Raw genomic sequence first — 21,229 nt, forward strand, 5'->3', positions numbered from 1 at the left:
TTACCCCTTCAGGAAGTCGACGACCGTGCGGGTGAAGACTTCGGGTTGCTCCCAGTTCGAGATATGGGAGGTGTTCATTTCGAAGTAGCGCGCGCCGGGGATGGCCTCAGCCAGTTCACGGCCCTGGGCCGGGGTGGCGGCCAGGTCGTGCGTGCTGCTGATGACCAGCGTGGGCGCCTTGATCGAGGCCACTTGTTCGCGGAAGTCGGCGTCGCGCAGCGCGGCGCAGTTGCCCGAGTAGCCAGCGTCCGGCGTGCGTCGCAGCATGTCGATCAGCACCTGGGTCAGGCCAGGCTCGGCCGCGCGGTAGCTGTCGGTGAGCCAGCGTTCGACCAGCGTGGGCGCCATCTTTTCCAGGGTCTGTTCGGCGACCGCGGCGATGCGGGCGCTCCAGCCTTCGGCCGAGCCGATGCGCGCGGCGGTGTTGCAGAGGATCAGCTTGTCCAGCAGTTCGGGACGCGCCAGCGCCAGCCACAGGCCGGTGGGGCCGCCCATCGACAGGCCGCAGAAGTGCGCGCGCTTGATGTTCAGGTGCGCCAGCAGTTCGGCGACGTCGTTGCCCAGCTGCTCGAAGCTGTATTCGCCCTCGGGGATCGACGACTTGCCGTGGCCGCGGGTGTCGTAGCGCAGCACGCGGAAGTGCTTGCTCAGTTCGGGAATCTGGCGGGCCCACATGTCGGAGCAGGTGCCCAGCGAGTTGGAGAGCACGAGCACCGGCGCGTCGGCGGGGCCATCGATGACGTAGTACAGCCGTGCCTGGCTGAGATCGGCGTAAGACATGCGGGTTTATTCCTTGCGTTTACAGGTGGCAGACGCCGTCGACATAGGCCTTGCGCCAGCGCGTGATGGTCACGCGCTCGAACAGATTGGCCTGGGAGAACGGGTCGGCGTCGATGAACTGCTGCGCGGCTTCGCGCGTTTCCAGGGCCACGATGTAGAGGCCGCCGCCGGCGTCCTTGCCGTCGTCCTGCAGCTTGGCGCCGCAGGCCAGCAGCAGCTGCTTGTTCGCGTCCAGGTATTCCAGGTGCGCGGCGCGATGCTGCTGGCGCACTTCCTGGTGGCCGGGCTTGTCGAAGGTTTCGATGATGTAGGGCATCAGCCGCTCCTGGTCAGATTGCCGAGGGGTGGCGCGCCAGCGCCGTGACGTTGATGTCCATGTACGGGAACAGCGGCAGCGAGGACAGCAGCGTGTGCAGCTCGTCGTTGCTTTCGACGTCGAAGATGCTGACGTTGGCGTAGCGGCCGGCCACGCGCCACAGGTTCTTCCACTTGCCGTCGCGCTGCAGCTGCTGCGCCAGGGCCTTTTCGTCGGCCTTCAGCTTGTCGGCGCGGTCGGCGGGCATGTCGACGGGAAGATTGACTTGCATTTGAACCATGAACAACATGATGACTCTCTCCTGTAAAGCCGCTCCGGCGATGCCGGAGCGCGCACAAAATTCAGCGGGAAAACTTCAGCGGCAGGCCGGTAAGGCGCAGCAGCTCATCGGCGGTGGTGTCGCCGAACATGTCGATGACGGTCACGCCGTCGGCGCGGATGTCGAACACCGCCACGTCGGTGTACACGCGCGACACGCAGCGCACGCCGGTCAGCGGATAGGTGCAGGCCTCGACCAGCTTGCTCTGGCCTTCGCGGGTCTGCAGTTCCATCATCACGAAGACGTCCTTGGCGCCGATCGCCAGGTCCATCGCGCCGCCCACGGCGGGAATCGCGTCGGGCGCGCCGGTATGCCAGTTGGCCAGGTCGCCGTGCTGCGAAACCTGGAAGGCGCCCAGCACGCAGATGTCCAGGTGGCCGCCGCGCATCATCGCGAACGAGTCGGCGTGATGGAAGAACGAGCAGCCGGGCAGTTCCGTCACGGGCTGCTTGCCGGCGTTGATCAGGTCGTAGTCTTCCTCGCCCTTGGCGGGGGCGGGGCCCATGCCCAGCATGCCGTTTTCGGTGTGCAGGATGACTTCGCGGTCCGCCGGCAGATGGTTGGCGACGAGCGTGGGCAGGCCGATGCCCAGGTTCACGTAGGCGCCTTCAGGAATGTCCTGCGCCACGCGGGCGGCGATCTGGTCGCGGGTCAGTTTGGTGCTCATTGCTGCTCCTTGGCGGCCGGGGTGGCTGCGATCTGCACGACGCGTTTCACGAAGATGCCGGGGGTGACGACGGTTTCCGGGTCCAGCTCGCCCAGTTCGACCACTTCACGCACCTGCGCCACGGCCACGCGCGCCGCGCTGGCCATGATGGGGCCGAAGTTGCGGGCGGTCTTGCGGTAGACCAGGTTGCCCCAGCGGTCGCCGCGTTCGGCTTTGATGAGCGCGTAGTCGGCGTGCAGCGGATACTCCAGCACGTACTGGCGGCCGTTGATCTCGCGGATTTCCTTGCCATCGGCCAGCGGGGTGCCGTAGCCGGTGGGCGTGAAGAACGCGCCGATGCCGGCGCCGGCGGCGCGGATGCGCTCGGCCAGGTTGCCCTGCGGCACCAGTTCCAGCTCGATCTTGCCGCTGCGGTACAGGCCGTCGAAGATCTGCGAATCCACCTGGCGCGGGAACGAGCAGATGATCTTGCGCACGCGGTTGGCGCCCAGCAGGGCGGCCAGGCCGGTGGTGCCGTTGCCGGCGTTGTTGTTGATGATGACCAGGTCCTTCGCGCCCTGCTCCAGCAGGGCGTCGATCAGTTCCATGGGCTGGCCGGCGGTGCCGAAGCCGCCGATCATGACGGTGGCGCCGTCGGGTACGTCCGCCAGGGCGGCCGCCGCGCTTGCAACAAGCTTAGAAATCATGATGTTTGCTCATAGGTGGCGTGTCATAATTTGTTCTTAATTAGAACTTTCGTTCTTCTGAAGAACATCGTTTCATGGGGATGAGCCGGGCGTCAAGGCGAGCCGGCGCGGCGTCATCCCCATTTACTCTTTTCGCGGTAGACGGATGGCCGAGCAAGATACCCAGCAACCCAGCGACAGCTACGTGCAGTCCTTCGCGCGCGGCTTGTCCGTGATCCGGGCCTTCGGCCCCGACCGTTCCGAGATGACTTTGTCCGAGGTCGCGGCCGTGACCGGGCTGACTCGCGCCGGCGCGCGCCGCATCCTGCTGACGCTGGAGCACCTGGGCTACGTCACCGTCGACGACCGCAAGTTCTCGCTGACCCCGCGCATCCTGGAGCTGGGCTACGCCTACCTGTCCGGCACGCCGCTGTGGAACCTGGCGTTGCCGTACATGGAAGAAGTGGCCGAGCAGACGCGGGAGTCGTGTTCCGTTTCGGTGCTGGAAGGCGCGGACATCGTCTACATCCTGCGCCTGTCCACGCACAAGGTCATGACCATCAACCTGGCCGTGGGCAGCCGCCTGCCGGCCTGGGCGACCTCGATGGGCCGCGTGTTGCTGGCGGGGCTGACGGAGCCGGAGCTGGACCGGGTGCTGGCGCTGAGCCAGATCCAGTCCTACACCCCGCACACCGTCACGGACATCGCGGAGTTGAAGCGCGTGCTGGCCGGCGTGCGCGCCGACGGCTACGCCTGCGTCGCGCAGGAGCTGGAGCCGGGGCTGCAGTCGGTGGCCGTGCCCATCATGGACCGCAGCGGCCGCGTGATCGCCGCGATGAACGTCAGCGGCCATGCCAACCGCTTTACGCGCGAGGAAATGCTGGCGGCGTTTCTGCCGCCATTGCGCCGCGCGGCCGACCAGATCAACCACGCCCTGCTTCGCCGTTAGGCGGGGCAGGGGAGAGACGAGGGCGGCTGGCGTGCGCACGGCGGATCTCAGATGGGCGCGACGCCCAGCGTCGTGCCGCCGCAGACGTACAGCATCTGGCCGGTGACGAAGCCGTTGTCCGGCGACAGGAAGAACATCGCGGCGCGCGCCACGTCTTCGGGCGTGCCCAGGCGCTTGACCACGATGCTGTTGATGATGCGTTCGGTCTGCGGCGCGCCTGCCGGATTGCTCTTGGTGAACAGATCGGTGGCGATGGGGCCGGGACCGATGGCGTTGACGGTGATGCCGTCGCCGCCCAGTTCCATGGCCAGCGTGCGGGTCAGGCCCACCAGGCCGGCCTTGGTGGCCGAATAGACCACGCGGTCCGGCTTGCCCAGCGCGGCGCGCGACGACATGTTCACGATGCGGCCGAAGCCGGCTTCGCGCATGGCGGGCAGCGCGGCCTGCACCAGGATCAGCGCGGTGCGCAGGTGCAGGTTGACCACGTAGTCCAGGTCCGCGAGCGTGGCCGTGTCGGCCGTGCCCGGGCGGGTCGCGCCGGCGTTGTTGACCAGGCCCACGATGTTGTAGGCCGCGGTCACTTCGCGGGCCACTTCCTTGGTGCGCGCTTCGTCGGTCAGGTCGGCCTGATAAGACACCAGCCCCGCGGGCGGATTCTCGGGCAGCTTGTAGTCGATGTTGACGACCTTGTGTCCCGCATCCAGCAGCATGCGGATGATCGCAGCCCCGATCCCGGCGCTGCCGCCGGTCACGAGATACGCAGTAGGTTTGCTCATATCGGTTCCGTTCCTAGAGTAAGCGCGCCGGTCAGTGGGTCAGATAACCCCAAAGGAGGACGGCGGTGATGTGGATCACGCCGACCCACAGCATCATGATGACGGTATAGCCCATCACGTCGCGCAGCTTGAGCTTGGACAGCGCCAGCGCGGGCAGGATCCAGAAGGGCTGCACCAGGTCGTTCCAGGCGTTGCCCAGCATGACGGCCATGGTGGTCTGGTTCAGCGCGCTGCCGATTTCCTTGGCGGCGTCGATCATGAACGGACCCTGGATGACCCAGTGGCCGCCGGCCGAAGGCGCAAAGAAGTTGATGACGAACGAGCTGATCAGGCCCCAGAACGGCAGCGACTCGGGCGTGGCCACGTCGACGAACACTTGCGAGATCGTGGTGACCAGGCCGGAGGCGGCCATGATGGCCATGATGCCGGCGTAGAAGGGGTACTGCAGGATGATGCCGGAGATCGTCTTGATGCCTTCGGTCAGCTTGGCCACGTAGGCGGCCGGCGTGCCCAGCAGGATGATGCCCAGGAACAGGATGATGAAGTTGATCAGGTTCAGGTCCAGCGAACCGCCGTCCATGAAGTGGAAGGTCACGTAGGCGATGCCCAGCGCGCCGATCAGCAGGCTCAGGATGCGGCTGTTGTTCAGCTTGGAGGCGATGGTGCCTTTTTCCAGCATGTCTTCGGCGGCGCTGGACGTGTTGGCGTCGCGGTCGATGGCCGGGTCCACTTCAACGATCTTCTCGCCCTTCTTGGGGTGCAGCCAGGCGTTGAGCAGCGGCAGCGTCACGATGATCACCAGGCTGGTGATCAGCATCGGCACCGAGAAAATGGTTTCCGACAGCGGGATGGTGCCCATCTGCTTGGCGGTGGGGTGATTGGGGGTGGCGACCAGCACGGGGATGCTGGCCGACAGGCCCAGGCCGTACATGGTGAAGCCGCTGTAGGCCGCGGCGATGATCAGCGGGTAGTGCACGCCCTTGACCTTCAGCGCCAGCTTCTTGGCGACGATGCCGCCGATGACCAGGCCGAAGCCCCAGTTCAGGTAGCTGCCGATGCCGCCGACCAGCGTCGCCACGATGATGGCGGTATGCGGCTTGTGCACGTGGCTGACGATGCGGTTGAGCATGCGGTCGGTGAGCGGCGCCGTGGCCAGCACGTAGCCCATCGCCAGGATCACGGCCATCTGGGTCGTGAAGGCCAGGAGGCTCCAGAAGCCGTTGCCCCAGGCGCGCGTGATGTCGCCGATGCCCTTGCCCTCGACGCCCATGGCCAGCAGCACGGTGAGCAGGGTCAGCGCGATCGCGAAGACGAAGGGGTCGGGCAGATACTTGCGCATCAGCTCCGTAAAGAATGAAGCCAGTTTATTCATGGTGCCTCCTACAAACTCCGGTAAGGCTAAGTTTTCTCGCGTCTTGCGCCGCCCGGCGCCGGGTGTCGGCGGGGGCGGGTGGGACGATTGCTTTCTTTGTGTGGTTGGGCTTGTGGCCCGCTGGCGCTGGTGGCGGGATGCCCCGCGCCTTATGGTGTGAATGCTTTGCTTGCGCGGCCGTCAGGAGCCGCTGGCCTTGCCGTTGAGCCAGTCAGCCAGTTCGCCTAGCGCGGCGCTTTTCTCGCGCAGCACGCGCTCGCGGCGTTCGGGGCTCCAGGTGTAGAAGCCCTGGCCGCTCTTGGCGCCGATCTGGCCGCTTTCGACCTTGCTCTTCAGGAGTTCGGAAGGTTCGGTGCGGTTTTCCAGGTCTTTGTAGAGATAGCTGGCGATCGCGTAGTGCACGTCGATGCCGTTCATGTCGCGCTGTTCCAGCGGTCCCGACAGGGCCAGGCGGATGCCCAGGCTCCACTTGACCACTTCGTCGATGTCCTCGGCGCTGGCCACGCCTTTCTCCAGCAGCGAGATGGCCTCGCGTGCCAGGGCGTGCTGGATGCGGTTGGCGATGAAGCCGGGGATGTCCTGGCGCACCAGCACCGGACGCTTGCCGGCGTAGCGCAGCGTGGCCATCACCCGGGCGACCGTGTCCTCGGAGGTGCCGTCGTTGCGCACCACTTCCACCAGCGGAATCACGTCGGCGGGCGTAAAGAAATGGGTGCCCACGAAACGGTCGCGCCGCACTACCGCGCTGGCGATGGCGTTGATGGACAGGCCGGAGGTGTTGGTGGCGAAGAGGGTGTGCGCGGGGCACAGGGAATCGAGCTTGGCGAAGATGCCGCGCTTGAGCTCCAGGTTCTCGGGCACGGCCTCGATCACCAGGTCGCTGTTGCAGGCCGCTTCCAGCCCCGGTGCGACTTGAATGCGCTGCATCGCTTCCTGGACGTTGCCCGGGGCATAGACATTCAACTGGCGGTCTATGGTCTGCAGCGCGCGGTCCAGCGCGCCTTCCATCGGGTCGATCAGGACGACGTTCAATCCCTTCGAGGCGAACAGCGCGGCGATGCCGCTGCCCATGGCGCCTGCGCCGACGATGGCGAGATTCTTGAGGGGAGTATCCATGATGGTTCGCTCGGTGCTGACACGCCGGGCTTGCGGGCGGGCACGTGCGGAACCAGGATGCTTTCTGTCTCTTCCGGGTGTGCCTTCCTGTGCGCCTGGCCAGAAAAATCTTTATGTTCTATATACGAACATTTGTGCGTATATAGAATTTCTGAAAGAGATAGTACTAAAAGTCGCGGGGGGCGGACAAATGGGGGATTTTGGGTGTCCGGCTGGTGGACGGTGCGCAGGCAGGGGACGCCGGCCCGCGCTCTGGCGCGAGCGCGGGCCGGCCTGACCTCACCAGCGGTAGGTGGCGGTGCCGATCACCCGGCGCGGTTCGCCGTAGAAGCAGCCGTAGGTGCAACTGCCGATATAGGTCTTGTCGGTCAGGTTGGACGCGTTCAGCGCGAACTTCCATGGCCCCGTCGCGTAGCTGATCATGGCGTCGAACAAGGTGAAGGATGGCACCTCCACCGGCATGCCGTGCGCCATGCCGCGGGTGCTGCCCACATAGCGCAGGCCAGCGCCGATTCTCAAGCCAGGCAGGCCGAAGTCGCCGAAACCATAGTCGCCCCATAGCGAGAACTGGTTGTAGGGGACCGAGCTCAGGCGCTTGCCTTCCTCGTCGGGTTGCAGGGGGCTGGCCTTGAGCGTGCGCGCGTCGGTGTAGGCGTAGGCGGCGATCAGGTTGGCATTGCGGCCGATGCGGGTGCGCGCCTCCAGTTCCAGGCCGCGGGTCCGCGCCTCGCCGGCCTGTATCTGATAGGACGTGTCCAAGGGGTCGGTCACGGTCATGTTCTTGCGGGTCAGCTGGTAGACCGCCGCCGACAGCATGGTGTCCGAGCCGGCGGGCTGGTAGCGCAGCCCGGCTTCGTACTGCTGGCCGGTGGTGGGCTGGAAGCGGCTGCCCTGGCGGTCCTGGCCGCTGGTAGGCTCGAATGACTCGCTATAGCTGAGGAACGGCGCCAGCCCGTTGTCGGCCAGGTAGACCAGGCCGGCGCGGCCGGTGAAGGCCTTGCTCTTTTCGCCGTCCGCATATTTTTCGTCGGTGAAGAAGTTGTGCTCGTCGACCGTGACCCAATCCTGTCGTCCGCCCAGCAGGACGACCCATTTGTCGGCGATCTTGATCTGGTCCTGAACGTAGATGCCCAGGCGCTTCATGTCGGTGACGGAGGAGGACCCGGGGAACGGCGCGACGGGGCCTAGCGGCATGCCATACACAGGATCGTAGAGGTCGATGTTGTTGTTGCTGCGGATATAGCGTTCGGTTTCGTGTTTGGGCAGCGAGTAATCGATGCCCGCCAACAGCGTGTGGCGCACCATGCCGCTGCCCACCTCGTATTGCAAGGACGTATCGGAGATCAGGGCGGAGGAGCGATCCCAGCGTGGCATGGCGCCGCGATCGGCGGTCCAGCGCTGGTCGGGCGCGAGCTGCCAGATGTCGGTGGAGTGATAGGTGCTGTCCGCATGGAAATAGCGTGCACTGTTGCGCAGCTTAAGCTGGCTGTTGAAGGCGTGTTCGAACAGATAGCCGATCGAATAGCGTTCCATGTTGAACTTGTCGAAACCAGGCTCGCCGGTAAAACGATTGCGTGGGATCCGGCCGTTGACGTTGGGGAGCACCGTGCCTTGCGCCGGCAGGCCATAAACGTAGACGGTGTGGTCCTTCTGGTATTCCGCAAGCAGGGTCAGCGAGGTGGCGGCGCTTGGCTGCCACGTGATGGCAGGCGCGATGTAGGTCCGATCGTCAGGCACATGGTCGATGAACGTATCGCTCTCGCGCAGCAAGGCGGTCAATCGGTACGACCACTTGCCATCTTCATCGAGCGCGCCGCCGAAATCGCCGGAGATCTGCTTGCGGCTGTAGTTGCCCGCTTCAACGTTCAGTTCGCGCAGCGGCTCCACGGTGGGGCGTTTGCTGACCGTATTGATGATGCCGCCGGGCGACGCGGAGCCGTAGAGGACGGAGGATGCGCCCTTGAGGAACTCGATGCGCTCCAGCCCATACACCTCCTGCCGCCCGTTGTAGATGTTCACGGTGTACAGCATGCCGTCGCGGTAGTAGTTGCCCAGGTTGCTGCGGAAGCCCCGCAGGAACAGGCTGTCAGACGTGCGGTCCATGCCTTCAGCGCGGCTGACGCCCGCCACATAGCCCAGCGCATCTTGAATGCTCTGCGATTTCAGGGTGTCGATTTCCTCCGCGCCCACGACCGAGATCGATTGCGGCGTTTCGATGATGGGCGTGTCGGTGCGGGTGCCGGTCGCGCTGAGCCGGGCCGCGTAGCCATGCAGGGGGCCGGTGGCGGTCTCCGCGGCCTGCGCGGTGACGGTCACGGCTTCGAGCGTGGTGGCGTCGTGGTGCGACGCCGGCGCGGGGCGCAGCGTGTAGCTGCCGTTGCTTTCCGGCAGGGCTTGCAGGCCTTGGCCGCGCAGCAATTCACCGAAGCCTTCGCGCACCGAATAGCTGCCTGACAGGCCGTTGCTGCGCTTTCCATGCAGCAGCGCGGCGTCCATGCTCAGTTCTACGCCGGCCGCGCTGGCGTAGGCATTGAGCACCTGGCTCAGCGGGCCGCCGGCGATGTCGTAGCTGCGCCTGGTGTCGACGCTCTGCGCCTGCGCGGTGGCGGTCGCGCCAGGGATGACGCAGAACGCCACGCTGAGAAACAGCGCCAGGCGCATCAGGCGGGGAATCGCGGGGCGGAGCGCTGGCGTGGCTGGCGCGTGGGAATGGGACCTGGGCTGCGGGTGACGGGACATTGGGTGATGCCTTGCGGTTCGTGCTGGAGATGGAAGGGGGTCACCCTATATCCCGAGCAAGAACGCCGAATCCGCAATTGCCGCCTCGAAAAGTTTGTAACGGCGACAGCCGATTGGCCGTCATTGCGCTGCCTGCACTGTCACCCAGTAGCGCGTCCGGTAGCTAACCGCCACCGGCAGAGCCCGCGTGAGGTTGTCCAGCGCCCGGTCCGTGTTGCGTACGGAAAAGACGCCGCTCACCAGCAGGCCCGCAACCTCGGGATCGCAGCGCAGCAGGCCTGGCCGGTAGCGGGCCAGTTCTGCCAGGAATTCGTCCAGGCGCATGGCATCGGCCACCAATACCCCGCGGCTCCAGGCCGCCGCGCTTTCCTGCGCAGGACTAGGTGCCGCGGCGCCGCCTGACGAAAAGCGCGAACCCTGGCCGGCTTGAAGCAGGACTGCCTGTTCCGGTGCGCCGAGGGGACGGATTTCCACGGCGCCTTCGAACACGGCCACGCGGGAGGTTTCGGTATCGTCCCTGACCGAGAATCGGGTGCCCAGGGCCTGGATGGAGCCGTGGCGGCTGCGCACCCGGAATGGCCGGGCCATGGCTGCGAGATCTGGCGCGGTTGCTACCAGGATTTCTCCGGCGTGCAGCACCACCACGCGTTCGTCCGCGGTGAACCTGAGGTCGATGGCGGTCGCGGTGGACAGCGTCACGCTGGACCCATCCGGCAGGGTGATGGTCCGGATTTCGCCAGTGCCGCTGCGGTAGTCGGCCGTTGCGGTTTGCCAGGAGTCGGTGCCGCGCAGGATGTAGCCCACGCCCACGATGGTTGCGCCCAGCCCTAGCAGGCTGATCGCGCGGCGCCGCGAGACGCCAGCCGGGCGTTTGCGCAGAGCGTGGCTGGCGGCCTGCGGCGATACGCTGCCGAGCTTGTCCTCGAATTCCAGCAGCCGTTGCCAGGCCAGTTCATGGTCGGCATGTTGCGCGCGCCAGCGGGCGCAGTCGGACTGGTCGGTGGGGTTGACGTCTTCCGACCACAAGCGCGCCATCCATTCGGCTGCCCGCTGCACGATGGCGGGGTCGATGGCCCGATTCAAGCCCTGGGGATTTGACGGAATGCCGGGCGTGGCGGACATGCCCGGTCAGCCGCCAGGGGGCACGTGCAGGGCCTGGTAGCAGGCCAGCAGCGCGGAAGCCACGTATTTCTCCACCGACGACACCGACACGGCCAGCCGCGACGCGATGTCGCGGTAGCTCAAACCGTCCAGTTTGCGCAGCAGCAGCGCCTCGCGCGCCTTGGCTGGCAGGCTCTGCAGCACGGCGTCGATCTCGACCAGGGCTTGTACCGCCATGGCGCGGGCTTCTTCCGACGGCGCATGCGCCTGCGGCAGGCCGGCGAGGGCTTCGAGATAGGCGGCCTCGATCTGGCGGCGGCGGTAGAGGTCGATCACCAGGCCGCGGGCGACCTGCGCCAGATGCTGGCGCGACTGGTGCGGTTCGGGCAGCCGGCCAGTGTGCAGGATGCGCAGATAGGTGTCGTGCGCCAGATCCGCCGCGTCGAACGCATTGCCCAGCCTTCGACGCAGCCAGCTTCTCAGCCAGCTGTGATGATCGGCATACAGGCCTTCGATGCCCTGCTGCGCTGCGGATTGGTTGGTCGACATGCGGGCCCCTGCAACGCGCGAAGGCGGCAAAAATGGCGCGGGTAAAGGATGAGAATCAGACTCATTCTATACCGCGCGCCATTTCACCAGCAATCGCTAGCCCGAGTTGCGCAGCCCCGCCGCAATCCCGTTGATCGTCAGGTGGATGGCGCGCTGCACGCGCTTGTCGACCTCGGCCTCGGGATGCTTCTGCGCCGCGCGGTGGCGGCGGATCAGGTCGATCTGCAGGTAATTGAGCGGATCGATGTAGGCGAAGCGCTCGCGCAACGACGCCTGCAGCGTGGGGTTGTCGGCCAGCAGTTCGCGCTGGGTCAGCAGCTTGAGCATGGCCAGCGTGCGGCCGTGCTCGGCGCTGATGGCGCCGAAGATGCGTTCGCGCACGCCGCGCTGCGGCACCAGCTGCGCGTAGCGCGCGGCGATCGCCAGGTCGGACTTGGCCAGCACCATTTCCATGTTGGACAGCAGCGTGCGGAAGGCGGGCCAGTCGCGCGCCATTTCGCGCAGCTGGGCCAGGCGGCCGCGGCGCGAGCGGGGCGCGTCGGGGGCGCCGGTTTCCAGATAGGCCTCGATGGCCGACCCCATGCCGTACCAGCCGGTCAGCATCAGGCGGCATTGCGCCCAGGAAAAGCCCCAGGGGATGGCGCGCAGGTCTTCGATGCGCTGGCCTTTCTTGCGCGAGGCGGGACGCGAGCCGATGTTCAGGCCTGCGATTTCGCTGATGGGCGTGGCGGCGAAGAAGTAATCGGCAAAGCGCGGGGTGTCGTAGACCAGGCCGCGGTAGGTGCGCTGCGCGGTTTCGGACATGAAGGACATGGCCGGGCCGTGCTGGGCCATGTGCGCGTCTTCCGCGCTGGTGGCTTCGGCGCGCGGCGCGAGGCTGGATTCCAGCGTGGCCGCGACCAGCAGCTCCAGGTGCCAGCGGCCGACCTCGGCGTCCTTGTACTTGCTCTGGATGACTTCGCCCTGTTCGGTCAGGCGGATCTGGCCGGCCACGGTGCCCGGGGGCTGTGCCAGGATGGCGTCGAAGCTGGAGCCGCCGCCGCGGCCTACCGAACCGCCACGGCCATGGAACAGGCGCAGCCGCACGTTGCGGGCCGAGAACACGTCGACCAGCGCGCGCTCGGCCTGGTAGAGCGACCAGTTGGACGTGAGGAAGCCGCCGTCCTTGTTGCTGTCCGAATAGCCCAGCATGACTTCCTGCGCGCCGTTCTGCGCCAGCTTCACGCGCTGGCGGATTTCGGGCAGGTCCAGCCAGGCAGCCATGATCTCGGCGCCGCGCTGCAAGTCGGGAATGGTCTCGAACAGCGGCACGACCATCAGGCCGTCCTCGGGCTGGATCTCCTGGCCCGCCGGGGCGATGAGGCCGGCTTCCTTTTGCAGCACCATGACTTCCAGCAGGTCGCTCAGCGTTTCGGTGTGCGACACGATGGTCTGGCGCACGGCCTGCTTGCCGTAGCGCGCGCGGCCGGCGGCGGCGGCGCGCAGCACCGCCAGTTCGCGCGTGGTGTCTTCGCTATAGGCGATCCAGGGCGAGGCCAGCGGACGGGCCTGCGCCAGTTCGGCGCGCAGCAGTTCGACGCGTTGCTCTTCGGTGAGCGCCAGGTAGTCCAGCGGCTTGCCGTCGCGTTGCGTGCCGGCGAGGGTGAACAGCTCGGCCAGCGCGCGCTCGTGCACGTCGGAACTCTGGCGCAGGTCCACCGTGGCCAGATGAAAGCCGAATACTTCCACGGCCTGCTGCAAGCCGGCCAGGCGCAGCTTGGCGATGGGCGAGCCATGGTGGGCGGCCAGCGACGCGGCGATCACGGCCAGATCGGCGGACAGCTCTTGCGGACCTTCGTAGGGGGCTGCCGCGACGGTGCTGCGCCGCGCCAGGTCCTGGCCCGTCAGGCGCTGCGCGGTGGCGGCCAGGCGGGCGTACACGCCGACCAGCGCGCGGCGATAGGGCTCATCGCGGCGGTGGGGCGAGTCGTCGCCGCTGGCGTCGGCCAGGGCCAGCAGTTCGGCATCCACGCCAATCAGCAAGGTGGTGACGGACAGCTCCGCGCCCAGCGCATGGACCTCTTGCAGATAGTGTTCGAACAGCACGGTGGCCTGGCGCAGCAGCGCGCGTTCCAGGGTGCTGGCATCCACGTTGGGGTTGCCGTCGCGGTCGCCGCCGATCCAGCTGCCCATGCGCAGGAAGGGCTCCAGCGGCGCGGGCGGAGCGGCGAAGGGCTTGGCGGATTCGCGGCTCAGCAGCTTGGACAGGTCGCCGTACACGCGCGGAATGACTTGCAGGAAGGTGCTGCGGTAGTACGACAGCGCGTTCTCGATTTCGTCGGCCACCGTGAGGCGCGTGTAGCGCAGCATGCGGGTCTGCCACAGCGTGGCGACGCGGCCGAGGAGGGAGGCGTCCAGGTCGGCCAGCTCTTCCGGCGTGAGCGTGCCTTCGCGCTGCGTCAGCGCGCCGGCGATCTCGCGGTGCACGTCCAGCGTGCTCTTGCGCTGCACTTCGGTGGGGTGCGCGGTCAGCACCGGCATGACGCAGGCTTCGGCCAGCAGCCGGCGGATGCGGGCTACGCCCACGCCCTGGCGGCCCAGGGTCTGCACCGCGTCCCGCAGGCTGCCGCGCTCGGGCGCGCCGCTGGCGATGGCGCGGGCGCGCTGGCGGCGATTCTGGTCGCGGTCTTCGGCGATATTGGAAAGGTGCAGGAAGTAGCTGAAGGCGCGCGCCACCGAGTTGGGGTCGCTGCCTTGCAGGCGCTTGACGCGCTGCTCCAGCAATTTGCCGTCGGCGTCGTTGCCTTCGCGGCGGAACTTTACGGCCGTGCGGCGCAGGGTTTCGATGGTGTCGAAGACGCGTTTGCCCTCACATTCCTCGATGACGGTGCCCAGTAATCGGCCTAATAGCCGGATATCGTGACGCAAGGGTTCTGCTGAATCGGACTGCGGGCGCATGGCATTCATCTGGCGGGGATCCGTCGAGGCTGCTGAGAGAGGGGAAGGGGTAGGAAAGAAGAGGCGTTGCAGGTAAACCGGGAAAGAGAATCTGGAAGATTTTACGCAGACTTTTTACGCCGGCCGCCGGCATCGGTTTAAAGTCCGCCAGCAGCATGTTTACACTAAAGGCAGGCCGTCACCTGTGCGTACAAGCCTTCAGTCCCTTCGTCTTTCCAGAAGCCCCCATTTATGCAAAATCATCAACGTCGCGCGCTCGTGCTGTTTTCGGGCGGCCAGGATTCCACCACTTGCCTGGCCTGGGCGCTGGACCGCTACGCCCATGTGGAAACCGTGGCGTTCGACTACGGGCAGCGCCACCACATTGAACTGACTGCGCGGCTGAACGTGCTGCGCGAGATCCGCAGCAATTTCCCCGACTGGGCGCCGCGCCTGGGCGAGGATCATCTGCTGGACCTGAAGGTGCTGGGCCAGGTGGGCGATACCGCCATGACCAGCGACCGCGCCATCGAAATGCAGGCCAACGGCCTGCCCAACACTTTCGTGCCTGGGCGCAACCTGCTGTTCCTGACGCTGGCCGCCGCGCTGGGCTACCGCCGTCAGCTGGACGTGCTGGTGGGCGGCATGTGCGAAACCGATTTTTCCGGCTATCCGGATTGCCGCGACGACACCATCAAGGCGCAGCAGGTGGCGCTGGGCCTGGGCTTGGGCTCGCGGGTCACGATCGAGACGCCGCTGATGTGGATCGACAAGTCCGAGACCTGGGCGCTGGCGCATCGGCTGGGCGGCGACGCGCTGGTGGAAACCATCGTCGAGGAAAGTCACACCTGCTATCTGGGCGAGCGCGGCGCGCGCCATGACTGGGGCTACGGCTGCGGCGAGTGTCCCGCCTGCAAGCTGCGCAAGATCGGTTGGGAAAAATGGGTGGTGGCCTCCGCCGCCGAGGGTTGAGACGCCGGCCGCCGCCATCGCGCGGCCGGCGCTTCAGGCAAACGCCGCGCGCGTCCTGGCGATGAACTTCCACCTTAGCGCGAACGCTGCCGCACCGATAGCCGCGGCCAAGCCCACCGACAGCCCCATCGCGCCGCGTGCGCCGTAGCTGTCCACGATGTAGGCATAGGCGACCGGAGAGGCGGCGGTGACCAGGAAGCTGGGGATCAGCAATGAACCCACCAGCGTGCCATAGCTGCGGAAATCGAAGAGCGCCAGCGGCAGGGTGCCGCGCGTGATGGTCAAGAGGCCATTGCAGGCGCCATAAAGCAGCGCGTAGGTGGCGGTGGCATAGAGGTTGCCGCCGGACAGCAGCGCCAGCAGGAAGCACAGGGGCAGCAGCGCGCCGACCGCCAGCGTCAATGTCAGCGGATGCAGGCGCGAGCCCAACGCCACGTCGGCCAGACGGGCCGCGAACTGGCCGACACCCCACAGGGCCGCGACGCTGACCGCGGCGGCCGCGGCCAAGCCTAGGCCCGACAGCAATGAAATCAGATGGGCCGCGTTGCCCGCCGCCAGAAAGTTGGTCAGCATGGCGACCAACGCGTACAGTCCGCCCGCCAGGCGGCGCTCGGCGGCGTTGCGGGTGAGGCCGGCGGGCGCCTTGTCCTTGCCGCCGGGGGCCGCTGCATAGCGTGCACGCGGCAGCGCCAGGTAAAGCGGCACCGTGGCCAGCGCCAAACCGGCATAGGCCAGCGCCGCGCCGCGCCAGCCCAGCCAGCCCGACAGCGCATGGCCTACCGGCCACATCACCGTGGACGCGAGTCCGCCGAACAATGTGATCTGCGACATGGGCCGGCGCGCCAAGGGGCCGGCCGCGCGCGCCAGCGAGGCGAAAGCCGCGTCGTACAGGCTCAGCCGCATGCCAACGCCCAGCACGGCCCAGGACAGGAAGTACCAAGGTATGGCGTGCGCGATCGACAGGCCCGTGCAGCCCAGCGCGCCCAGTAGCGCGCCCAGCGGCATGACGCGATGGCCGCCCCAGCGGTCCACGGCCATGCCGGCCAGCGGAGACACCAGGGCCATCACCACGATGGCCGCCGAAAAACCGCCGTAGACGGTGGCGGCGTTCCAGCCCAGGTCGGCGGCCATTGCGGGTCCCAGGGCGCCGATCAAGTAGTACGTCACGCCCCAGCCGACCAGTTGCGTCAGCCCCAGGCAGACGATGGCGCGCGGCGCAATCACGGCCGTTGCGGCGGCGTGGCGTCGCCTTCGCCCAGCGCGCGCTGCATCAGCACCGTGTCGCGCCATTCGCCATGCTTGTGCCCCACCGAACGCAGGGTGCCGGCGGGATGGAAGCCCTGGCTGGCGTGCAGCGCCAGCGATGCGGCGTTGCGGCTGTCGCCCACGACGGCCAGCATCTGGCGCCAGCCGGCGGCGGTGCAGCGCTCGATCAGCTCGGCCAGCAGCTTGCCGCCGATGCCCAGGCCGGAGCGGCCCGCCTTTACGTACACCGAATCTTCGACCGTGTGGCGGTAGGCCGGGCGCGGGCGGTAAGGCGTGACGTAGGCGTAGCCCACGACCTCACCGTTGATCTCGGCCACCAGATAGGGCATTTCCTTTTCCAGTACGGCGCCGCGGCGCTGGCGCATTTCCTGGATGGACGGCGGCTCCAGCTCGAACGAGGCGGTGCCGTGCTGTACATGGTGGGCGTAGATGGTCTTGATGGCGGGAAGATCGGCTTCCGCGCTGTCGCGGATGAGGACGGTGGGGCGGGGGGACGACATGGGCGGGCCGTGAGCAGGAAAGGAAAACAGAAGCCGCCAGTGTCGCGCAAGCTTATTTATTAATAAAGCTTTGGTCCATTATGATTTGTATAAGTAAAACTATGGATTCAGCGATGCGTGGCCTTAACCTGGATCACCTGCGCACCTTTGCGCAGGTGATCGAACTGGGCAGTTTTTCCGCCGCGGCGGAGCGGGGCGGCGTGACGCAGCCCGCCGTCAGCCTGCAGATCCGCCAGTTGGAGCGGCGCTTCGGCCTGAAGCTGGTGGAACGCATCGGCCGCCGCGCCGGCCCGACAGCGGCCGGGCTGGAGCTGCTGTCGCACGTGCGCGTCATCGACGCGGCGCTGGCGCAGGCCGAACTTGCCATGACCGCGCATGCGTCGCAGGTGTCCGGCCGCATCCGGCTGGGCACGGGCGCCACCGCCTGCACCTATCTGCTGCCGCCGATCCTGGCGGACCTGCGGCGGCGCTTTCCGGCATTGGATATCGTGGCCAGCACCGGCAATACGGCGGACATGCTGCGCGGGCTGGAGAACAACACGCTCGATATCGGCCTGGTCACCTTGCCCGCGCCGGGACGCATGTTCCAGGTCACGCCGGTGCTGGATGACGAGTTCGTGGCGATCTTTCCCGCCCGCGATCCGGCCGCCATACCCGCGGCCGCCACGCCGCAGGCGCTGGCGCAGCTGCCGCTGGTGCTGTTCGAACCGGGCGCGCGCACACGCCGCCTGGTGAACGACTGGTTCGAGGAAGCCGGGCTGGCCGCCAAGCCCGTGATGGAGCTGGGCAGCACCGAGGCCATGAAGGAGATCGTCGCCGCGGGCCTGGGTTGCGCGATCCTGCCCAGGCTGGCGGTGTCGGGCGCGGGCCAGCGCCAGGCGCTGGAGGTGCGCTCGCTGGCGCCGCGCCTGTCGCGCAGCCTGGCCATCGTGCTGCGAAGGGACAAGCCGCTCAGCCGGGGGTTGCGGCATCTGCAGGACTCGCTGCTGGCGTTGCGAGGGTGAACCCAAGGACGTGGGTACACTGGCGCAGACCATTCCACGCCACTTGAATCACAATCATCGCAAAATGGACAAGCCTGCTGCCCGCAAGCCCTATAAGCCCGCAGAGCTGGACCTGTTTCCTTATGAGTCCTCGCGGCGTCCGGTGGCCGGATTGGCGGTGGATTACGAAGACGGCCACCGCGTGCGCCGCCACCGGCACCGCCGCGCCCAGTTGCTGTACGCCATCTCCGGGGTCATGGTGGTGGATACCGACGCCGGGATCTGGGTGGTGCCGCCCACGCGCGGCGTCTGGGTGCCGGCCTGGGTGTCGCACGGCCTGCGCATGAGTGGCGAGCCGCGCATGCGCACCGTGTTTGTGGAGCCGGGCGCGGCCGCGCACTTGCCGTCCAGCTGCTGTGTGTTGTCGATTTCCCCTTTGTTGCGCGAGCTGATGGTCGCGGCGGCCGAGGTGCCGCTGGACTGGGCGCCCGACACGCGCGACGGCCGGCTGATGATGTTGCTGCTGGACGAATTGCGCCAGGAGCCGGTGCTGCCGCTGCACCTGCCGCAGCCTTCCGAACCCCGCCTGGCGCGCATTTGCCGCGCCATCGTGCGCCACCCGGAACGCCAGGACGGCGCGGCCGACTGGGGGCGCGCGCTGGGAGTGGACCCGAAGACGGTGCACCGGCTGTTCCTGCGGCACACCGGCATGACCTTTGGCCGGTGGCGCCAGCAGGCGCGGCTCCTGGCGGCAATGGAGCGGCTGGCGCGCGGCGAACGTGTGCTGGAGGTGGCGCTGGACCTGGGGTACGAAAGCCCCAGCGCTTTCGCGGCCATGTTCCGCAAGGCCGTGGGCGAGCCGCCCAGCGCCTTCGCGGCCCGCGGCATGGCGTCCGCCTGATGGCCGCGGCTGCGTCCCGGGGGCGGCCGACGGGCGAGGGCGGCCCGAACCAGCGTATTATTTAACGTTTTGCCGCCTACGCTAACAGCTACAGCCAGAGACAAACCATGCCGCACTACCGCTCCCGCACCTCGACCCACGGCCGCAACATGGCCGGCGCCCGCGCCCTGTGGCGCGCCACCGGCATGAAGGACGGCGACTTCGGCAAGCCGATCATCGCGGTAGTGAACTCGTTCACGCAGTTCGTGCCGGGCCACGTGCACCTGCGCGACCTGGGCGCGCTGGTCGCCAAGGAAATCGAGGCCGCAGGCGGCGTCGCCAAGGAATTCAACACCATTGCCGTGGACGACGGCATCGCCATGGGCCACGGCGGCATGCTGTATTCGCTGCCCTCGCGCGAACTGATCGCCGACTCGGTCGAATACATGGTCAACGCGCACTGCGCCGACGCCATGGTCTGCATCTCGAACTGCGACAAGATCACCCCGGGGATGCTGATGGCCGCGATGCGCCTGAACATCCCGGTCGTGTTCGTGTCGGGCGGTCCGATGGAAGCGGGCAAGGTCAAGTCGCCCACCGACGGCAAGGTCATCGCCAAGATCGACCTGATCGACGCCATGATCAAGGCCGCCGACCCCAAGGTGTCGGATGCGGAAGTGGCGGAAGTCGAACGCAGCGCCTGCCCGACCTGCGGCTCCTGTTCCGGCATGTTCACCGCCAACTCGATGAACTGTCTGACCGAAGCCATCGGCCTGGCGCTGCCGGGCAACGGCACGATCGTTGCCACGCACGCCTGGCGCAAGGGTCTGTTCGAACAGGCCGGCCGCCTGGTGGTGGACCTGTGCCGTCGTTACTACCAGGAAGAGGACGCGTCGGTCCTGCCGCGCAGCATCGCCACCAAGAGCGCGTTCCAGAACGCGATGGCGCTGGACGTGGCCATGGGCGGCTCGACCAACACCGTGTTGCACTTGCTGGCCGCGGCGCAGGAAGCTGGCGTGGACTTCACCATGGCCGACATCGACCGCATTTCGCGCAAGGTGCCATGCCTGTGCAAGGCGGCGCCCGCCACCGACAAATACCACATCGAAGACGTGCACCGCGCTGGCGGCATCCTGGGCATCCTGGGTGAACTGGCGCGCGCGGACCTGCTCGATCTGTCCTGCGGCAACGTGCACAGCGGCACGCTGGGCAATGCGATCAAGCAATGGGACGTGGCCGGCGGCGCTGGCGAAGAGGCGCAGAAGTTCTACCGGGCGGCTCCGGGCGGCATTCCGACCACGGTGGCGTTCAGCCAGGACGCAACCTTCCTGACGCTGGATACCGACCGCAAGACGGGCTGCATCCGCAGCAAGGAAAGCGCCTATTCGAAGGACGGCGGCCTGGCCGTGCTTTACGGCAACCTGGCTGAAAAGGGCTGCATCGTGAAGACGGCGGGCGTGGACGAGTCGCAATGGGTCTTTACCGGCCGTGCGCGCGTTTTCGAAAGCCAGGACGATGCGGTGGAAGGCATTCTGGGCGACAAGATCGTTCCGGGCGACGTGGTGGTGATCCGCTACGAAGGCCCGAAGGGCGGTCCGGGCATGCAGGAAATGCTGTACCCGACGTCGTACTTGAAGTCCAAGGGCCTGGGCAAGACTTGCGCGCTGTTTACCGATGGCCGTTTCTCTGGCGGTTCGTCGGGTCTGGTGATCGGCCATGCTTCGCCGGAAGCGGCGGAAGGCGGCACGATCGGCCTGGTGGAAGAGGGCGACGTGATCGAGATCGATATCCCGAACCGCAAGATGCATCTGGCGGTGTCCGACGAGGAACTGGCGCGCCGCCGGGCGGCGATGGATGCTCGTGCCGATGGCTGGGAGCCGGTCGGTCGCGAACGTGTCGTGTCGCAGGCGCTGCAAGCGTATGCGGCGTTGGCGACTTCGGCGGATCGCGGGGCTGTGCGGGATTTGTCGCAGCTGAAGCAGAAGGGCAAGCGTTGATTTTGCTTGCTGTTGGGTAAGAGGGCGGCGCTTTTTAGCGCCGCTTTTTTTTTGGCGTCTGGTGAGTGCTGGTTGGTGTTGACGTCGTGCGTGCGTGCGTGCGTGCGGGTGCGGGTGCCGGTGCCGGTGCCGTAGTGCTTCGTAGGCCGCCCGTCGGCGCCGGCGCGTGGGAGGCGAGCGCCCACGATTGCGGTCCGGAGCCTTCGCTCCGGACTGCCCCTTCGTCATCTTCGTCCAGGCCTTCGGCCTTCCCTTCAGATTCCCTCGGGCGCATCGAGGTTGCTCGCCTCCCACGCGCCGGCGCCGACGGGCTGCTTGAGTCTTGGTTTGTGGCGCTGCTGCGTCCGTGGTCGGGGGCGGGGCTTG

General features: G+C 67.0%; 19 protein-coding genes. 5 read left to right on the forward strand and 14 right to left on the reverse strand.

What is annotated here, in order from left to right; all coding sequences use genetic code 11:
- Genes pcaD through AC1RHV_RS26255 form a run of 5 tightly spaced genes read right to left on the reverse strand, consistent with a single transcriptional unit; the run spans window position 1 to window position 2,768 of the window.
- A complete protein-coding gene (pcaD, locus tag AC1RHV_RS26235; protein WP_175160896.1) occupies window positions 1–780 on the reverse strand; it encodes a 3-oxoadipate enol-lactonase in 780 nt (259 codons plus the stop codon).
- 19 nt (window positions 781–799) lie between these two features.
- Window positions 800–1,096: a YciI family protein gene (locus tag AC1RHV_RS26240; RefSeq protein WP_054459424.1), complete on the reverse strand. Its 297-nt coding sequence runs from the start codon at window positions 1,094–1,096 to the stop codon at window positions 800–802.
- 13 nt (window positions 1,097–1,109) lie between these two features.
- Window positions 1,110–1,385 (reverse strand): muconolactone Delta-isomerase, encoded by a 276-nt coding sequence (gene catC, locus AC1RHV_RS26245; protein ID WP_043546701.1) that lies wholly within the window; start codon window positions 1,383–1,385, stop codon window positions 1,110–1,112.
- Window positions 1,386–1,437: 52 nt separating this feature from the next.
- The gene (locus AC1RHV_RS26250) at window positions 1,438–2,082 is read right to left on the reverse strand and encodes a 3-oxoacid CoA-transferase subunit B (protein WP_013396545.1); all 645 of its coding nucleotides are present in this window, start codon (window positions 2,080–2,082) and stop codon (window positions 1,438–1,440) included.
- The gene (locus AC1RHV_RS26255) at window positions 2,079–2,768 is read right to left on the reverse strand and encodes a 3-oxoacid CoA-transferase subunit A (RefSeq protein WP_013396544.1); all 690 of its coding nucleotides are present in this window, start codon (window positions 2,766–2,768) and stop codon (window positions 2,079–2,081) included. The genes AC1RHV_RS26250 and AC1RHV_RS26255 overlap by 4 nt, the downstream gene beginning before the upstream one ends.
- A gap of 145 nt (window positions 2,769–2,913) precedes the next feature.
- On the opposite strand from AC1RHV_RS26255, the gene AC1RHV_RS26260 reads away from it, so the two are divergent.
- Complete coding sequence (locus tag AC1RHV_RS26260; RefSeq protein WP_054459426.1) at window positions 2,914–3,696, forward strand: IclR family transcriptional regulator; 783 nt, start codon at window positions 2,914–2,916, stop codon at window positions 3,694–3,696.
- Window positions 3,697–3,743: 47 nt separating this feature from the next.
- Here AC1RHV_RS26260 and AC1RHV_RS26265 read toward each other — a convergent pair whose 3' ends face one another.
- From AC1RHV_RS26265 to ppc, 7 genes are all read right to left on the reverse strand, one after another.
- Window positions 3,744–4,472: an SDR family NAD(P)-dependent oxidoreductase gene (locus AC1RHV_RS26265; protein ID WP_054459427.1), complete on the reverse strand. Its 729-nt coding sequence runs from the start codon at window positions 4,470–4,472 to the stop codon at window positions 3,744–3,746.
- Window positions 4,473–4,503: 31 nt separating this feature from the next.
- Window positions 4,504–5,844 carry a short-chain fatty acid transporter gene (locus AC1RHV_RS26270; protein ID WP_054459429.1) on the reverse strand — a complete coding sequence of 447 codons (1,341 nt, stop codon included), beginning with the start codon at window positions 5,842–5,844 and terminating at the stop codon, window positions 4,504–4,506.
- A 180-nt stretch (window positions 5,845–6,024) separates the two neighbouring features.
- Entirely contained in the window at window positions 6,025–6,960 is a 936-nt protein-coding gene (locus tag AC1RHV_RS26275; protein ID WP_054459431.1) for a 3-hydroxyacyl-CoA dehydrogenase family protein, read from the reverse strand.
- A 279-nt stretch (window positions 6,961–7,239) separates the two neighbouring features.
- The gene (locus AC1RHV_RS26280) at window positions 7,240–9,699 is read right to left on the reverse strand and encodes a TonB-dependent siderophore receptor (RefSeq protein ID WP_346547327.1); all 2,460 of its coding nucleotides are present in this window, start codon (window positions 9,697–9,699) and stop codon (window positions 7,240–7,242) included.
- Between the two features lie 120 nt (window positions 9,700–9,819).
- Entirely contained in the window at window positions 9,820–10,821 is a 1,002-nt protein-coding gene (locus AC1RHV_RS26285) for a FecR domain-containing protein (RefSeq protein WP_119450272.1), read from the reverse strand.
- A 6-nt stretch (window positions 10,822–10,827) separates the two neighbouring features.
- Window positions 10,828–11,349 (reverse strand): sigma-70 family RNA polymerase sigma factor, encoded by a 522-nt coding sequence (locus tag AC1RHV_RS26290; RefSeq protein WP_175160902.1) that lies wholly within the window; start codon window positions 11,347–11,349, stop codon window positions 10,828–10,830.
- Between the two features lie 96 nt (window positions 11,350–11,445).
- Window positions 11,446–14,295, reverse strand: coding sequence for a phosphoenolpyruvate carboxylase (gene ppc / locus AC1RHV_RS26295; RefSeq protein WP_054459439.1), 2,850 nt, complete (start codon window positions 14,293–14,295; stop codon window positions 11,446–11,448).
- 222 nt (window positions 14,296–14,517) lie between these two features.
- Between ppc and queC the strand changes: the two genes are divergently transcribed.
- Window positions 14,518–15,237: a 7-cyano-7-deazaguanine synthase QueC gene (queC, locus tag AC1RHV_RS26300; protein WP_054459441.1), complete on the forward strand. Its 720-nt coding sequence runs from the start codon at window positions 14,518–14,520 to the stop codon at window positions 15,235–15,237.
- A 33-nt stretch (window positions 15,238–15,270) separates the two neighbouring features.
- Here queC and AC1RHV_RS26305 read toward each other — a convergent pair whose 3' ends face one another.
- Entirely contained in the window at window positions 15,271–16,461 is a 1,191-nt protein-coding gene (locus AC1RHV_RS26305; protein ID WP_192353058.1) for an MFS transporter, read from the reverse strand.
- A complete protein-coding gene (locus AC1RHV_RS26310; protein ID WP_054459444.1) occupies window positions 16,458–17,003 on the reverse strand; it encodes a GNAT family N-acetyltransferase in 546 nt (181 codons plus the stop codon). The genes AC1RHV_RS26305 and AC1RHV_RS26310 overlap by 4 nt, the downstream gene beginning before the upstream one ends.
- 113 nt (window positions 17,004–17,116) lie before the next feature.
- Here AC1RHV_RS26310 and AC1RHV_RS26315 point away from each other — a divergent pair, with 113 nt between their 5' ends.
- The 3 genes from AC1RHV_RS26315 (at window position 17,117) to ilvD (ending at window position 20,863) form a co-directional block, all read left to right on the forward strand.
- Entirely contained in the window at window positions 17,117–18,007 is an 891-nt protein-coding gene (locus AC1RHV_RS26315) for a LysR family transcriptional regulator (RefSeq protein WP_492302259.1), read from the forward strand.
- 64 nt (window positions 18,008–18,071) lie between these two features.
- Window positions 18,072–18,887, forward strand: coding sequence for an AraC family transcriptional regulator (locus AC1RHV_RS26320; RefSeq protein ID WP_175160906.1), 816 nt, complete (start codon window positions 18,072–18,074; stop codon window positions 18,885–18,887).
- Between the two features lie 107 nt (window positions 18,888–18,994).
- Entirely contained in the window at window positions 18,995–20,863 is a 1,869-nt protein-coding gene (gene ilvD / locus AC1RHV_RS26325) for a dihydroxy-acid dehydratase (protein WP_054459450.1), read from the forward strand.
- Window positions 20,864–21,229: the final 366 nt, after the last annotated feature.

This window comes from Achromobacter sp. GW823-FHT04E03, assembly GCF_058796095.1.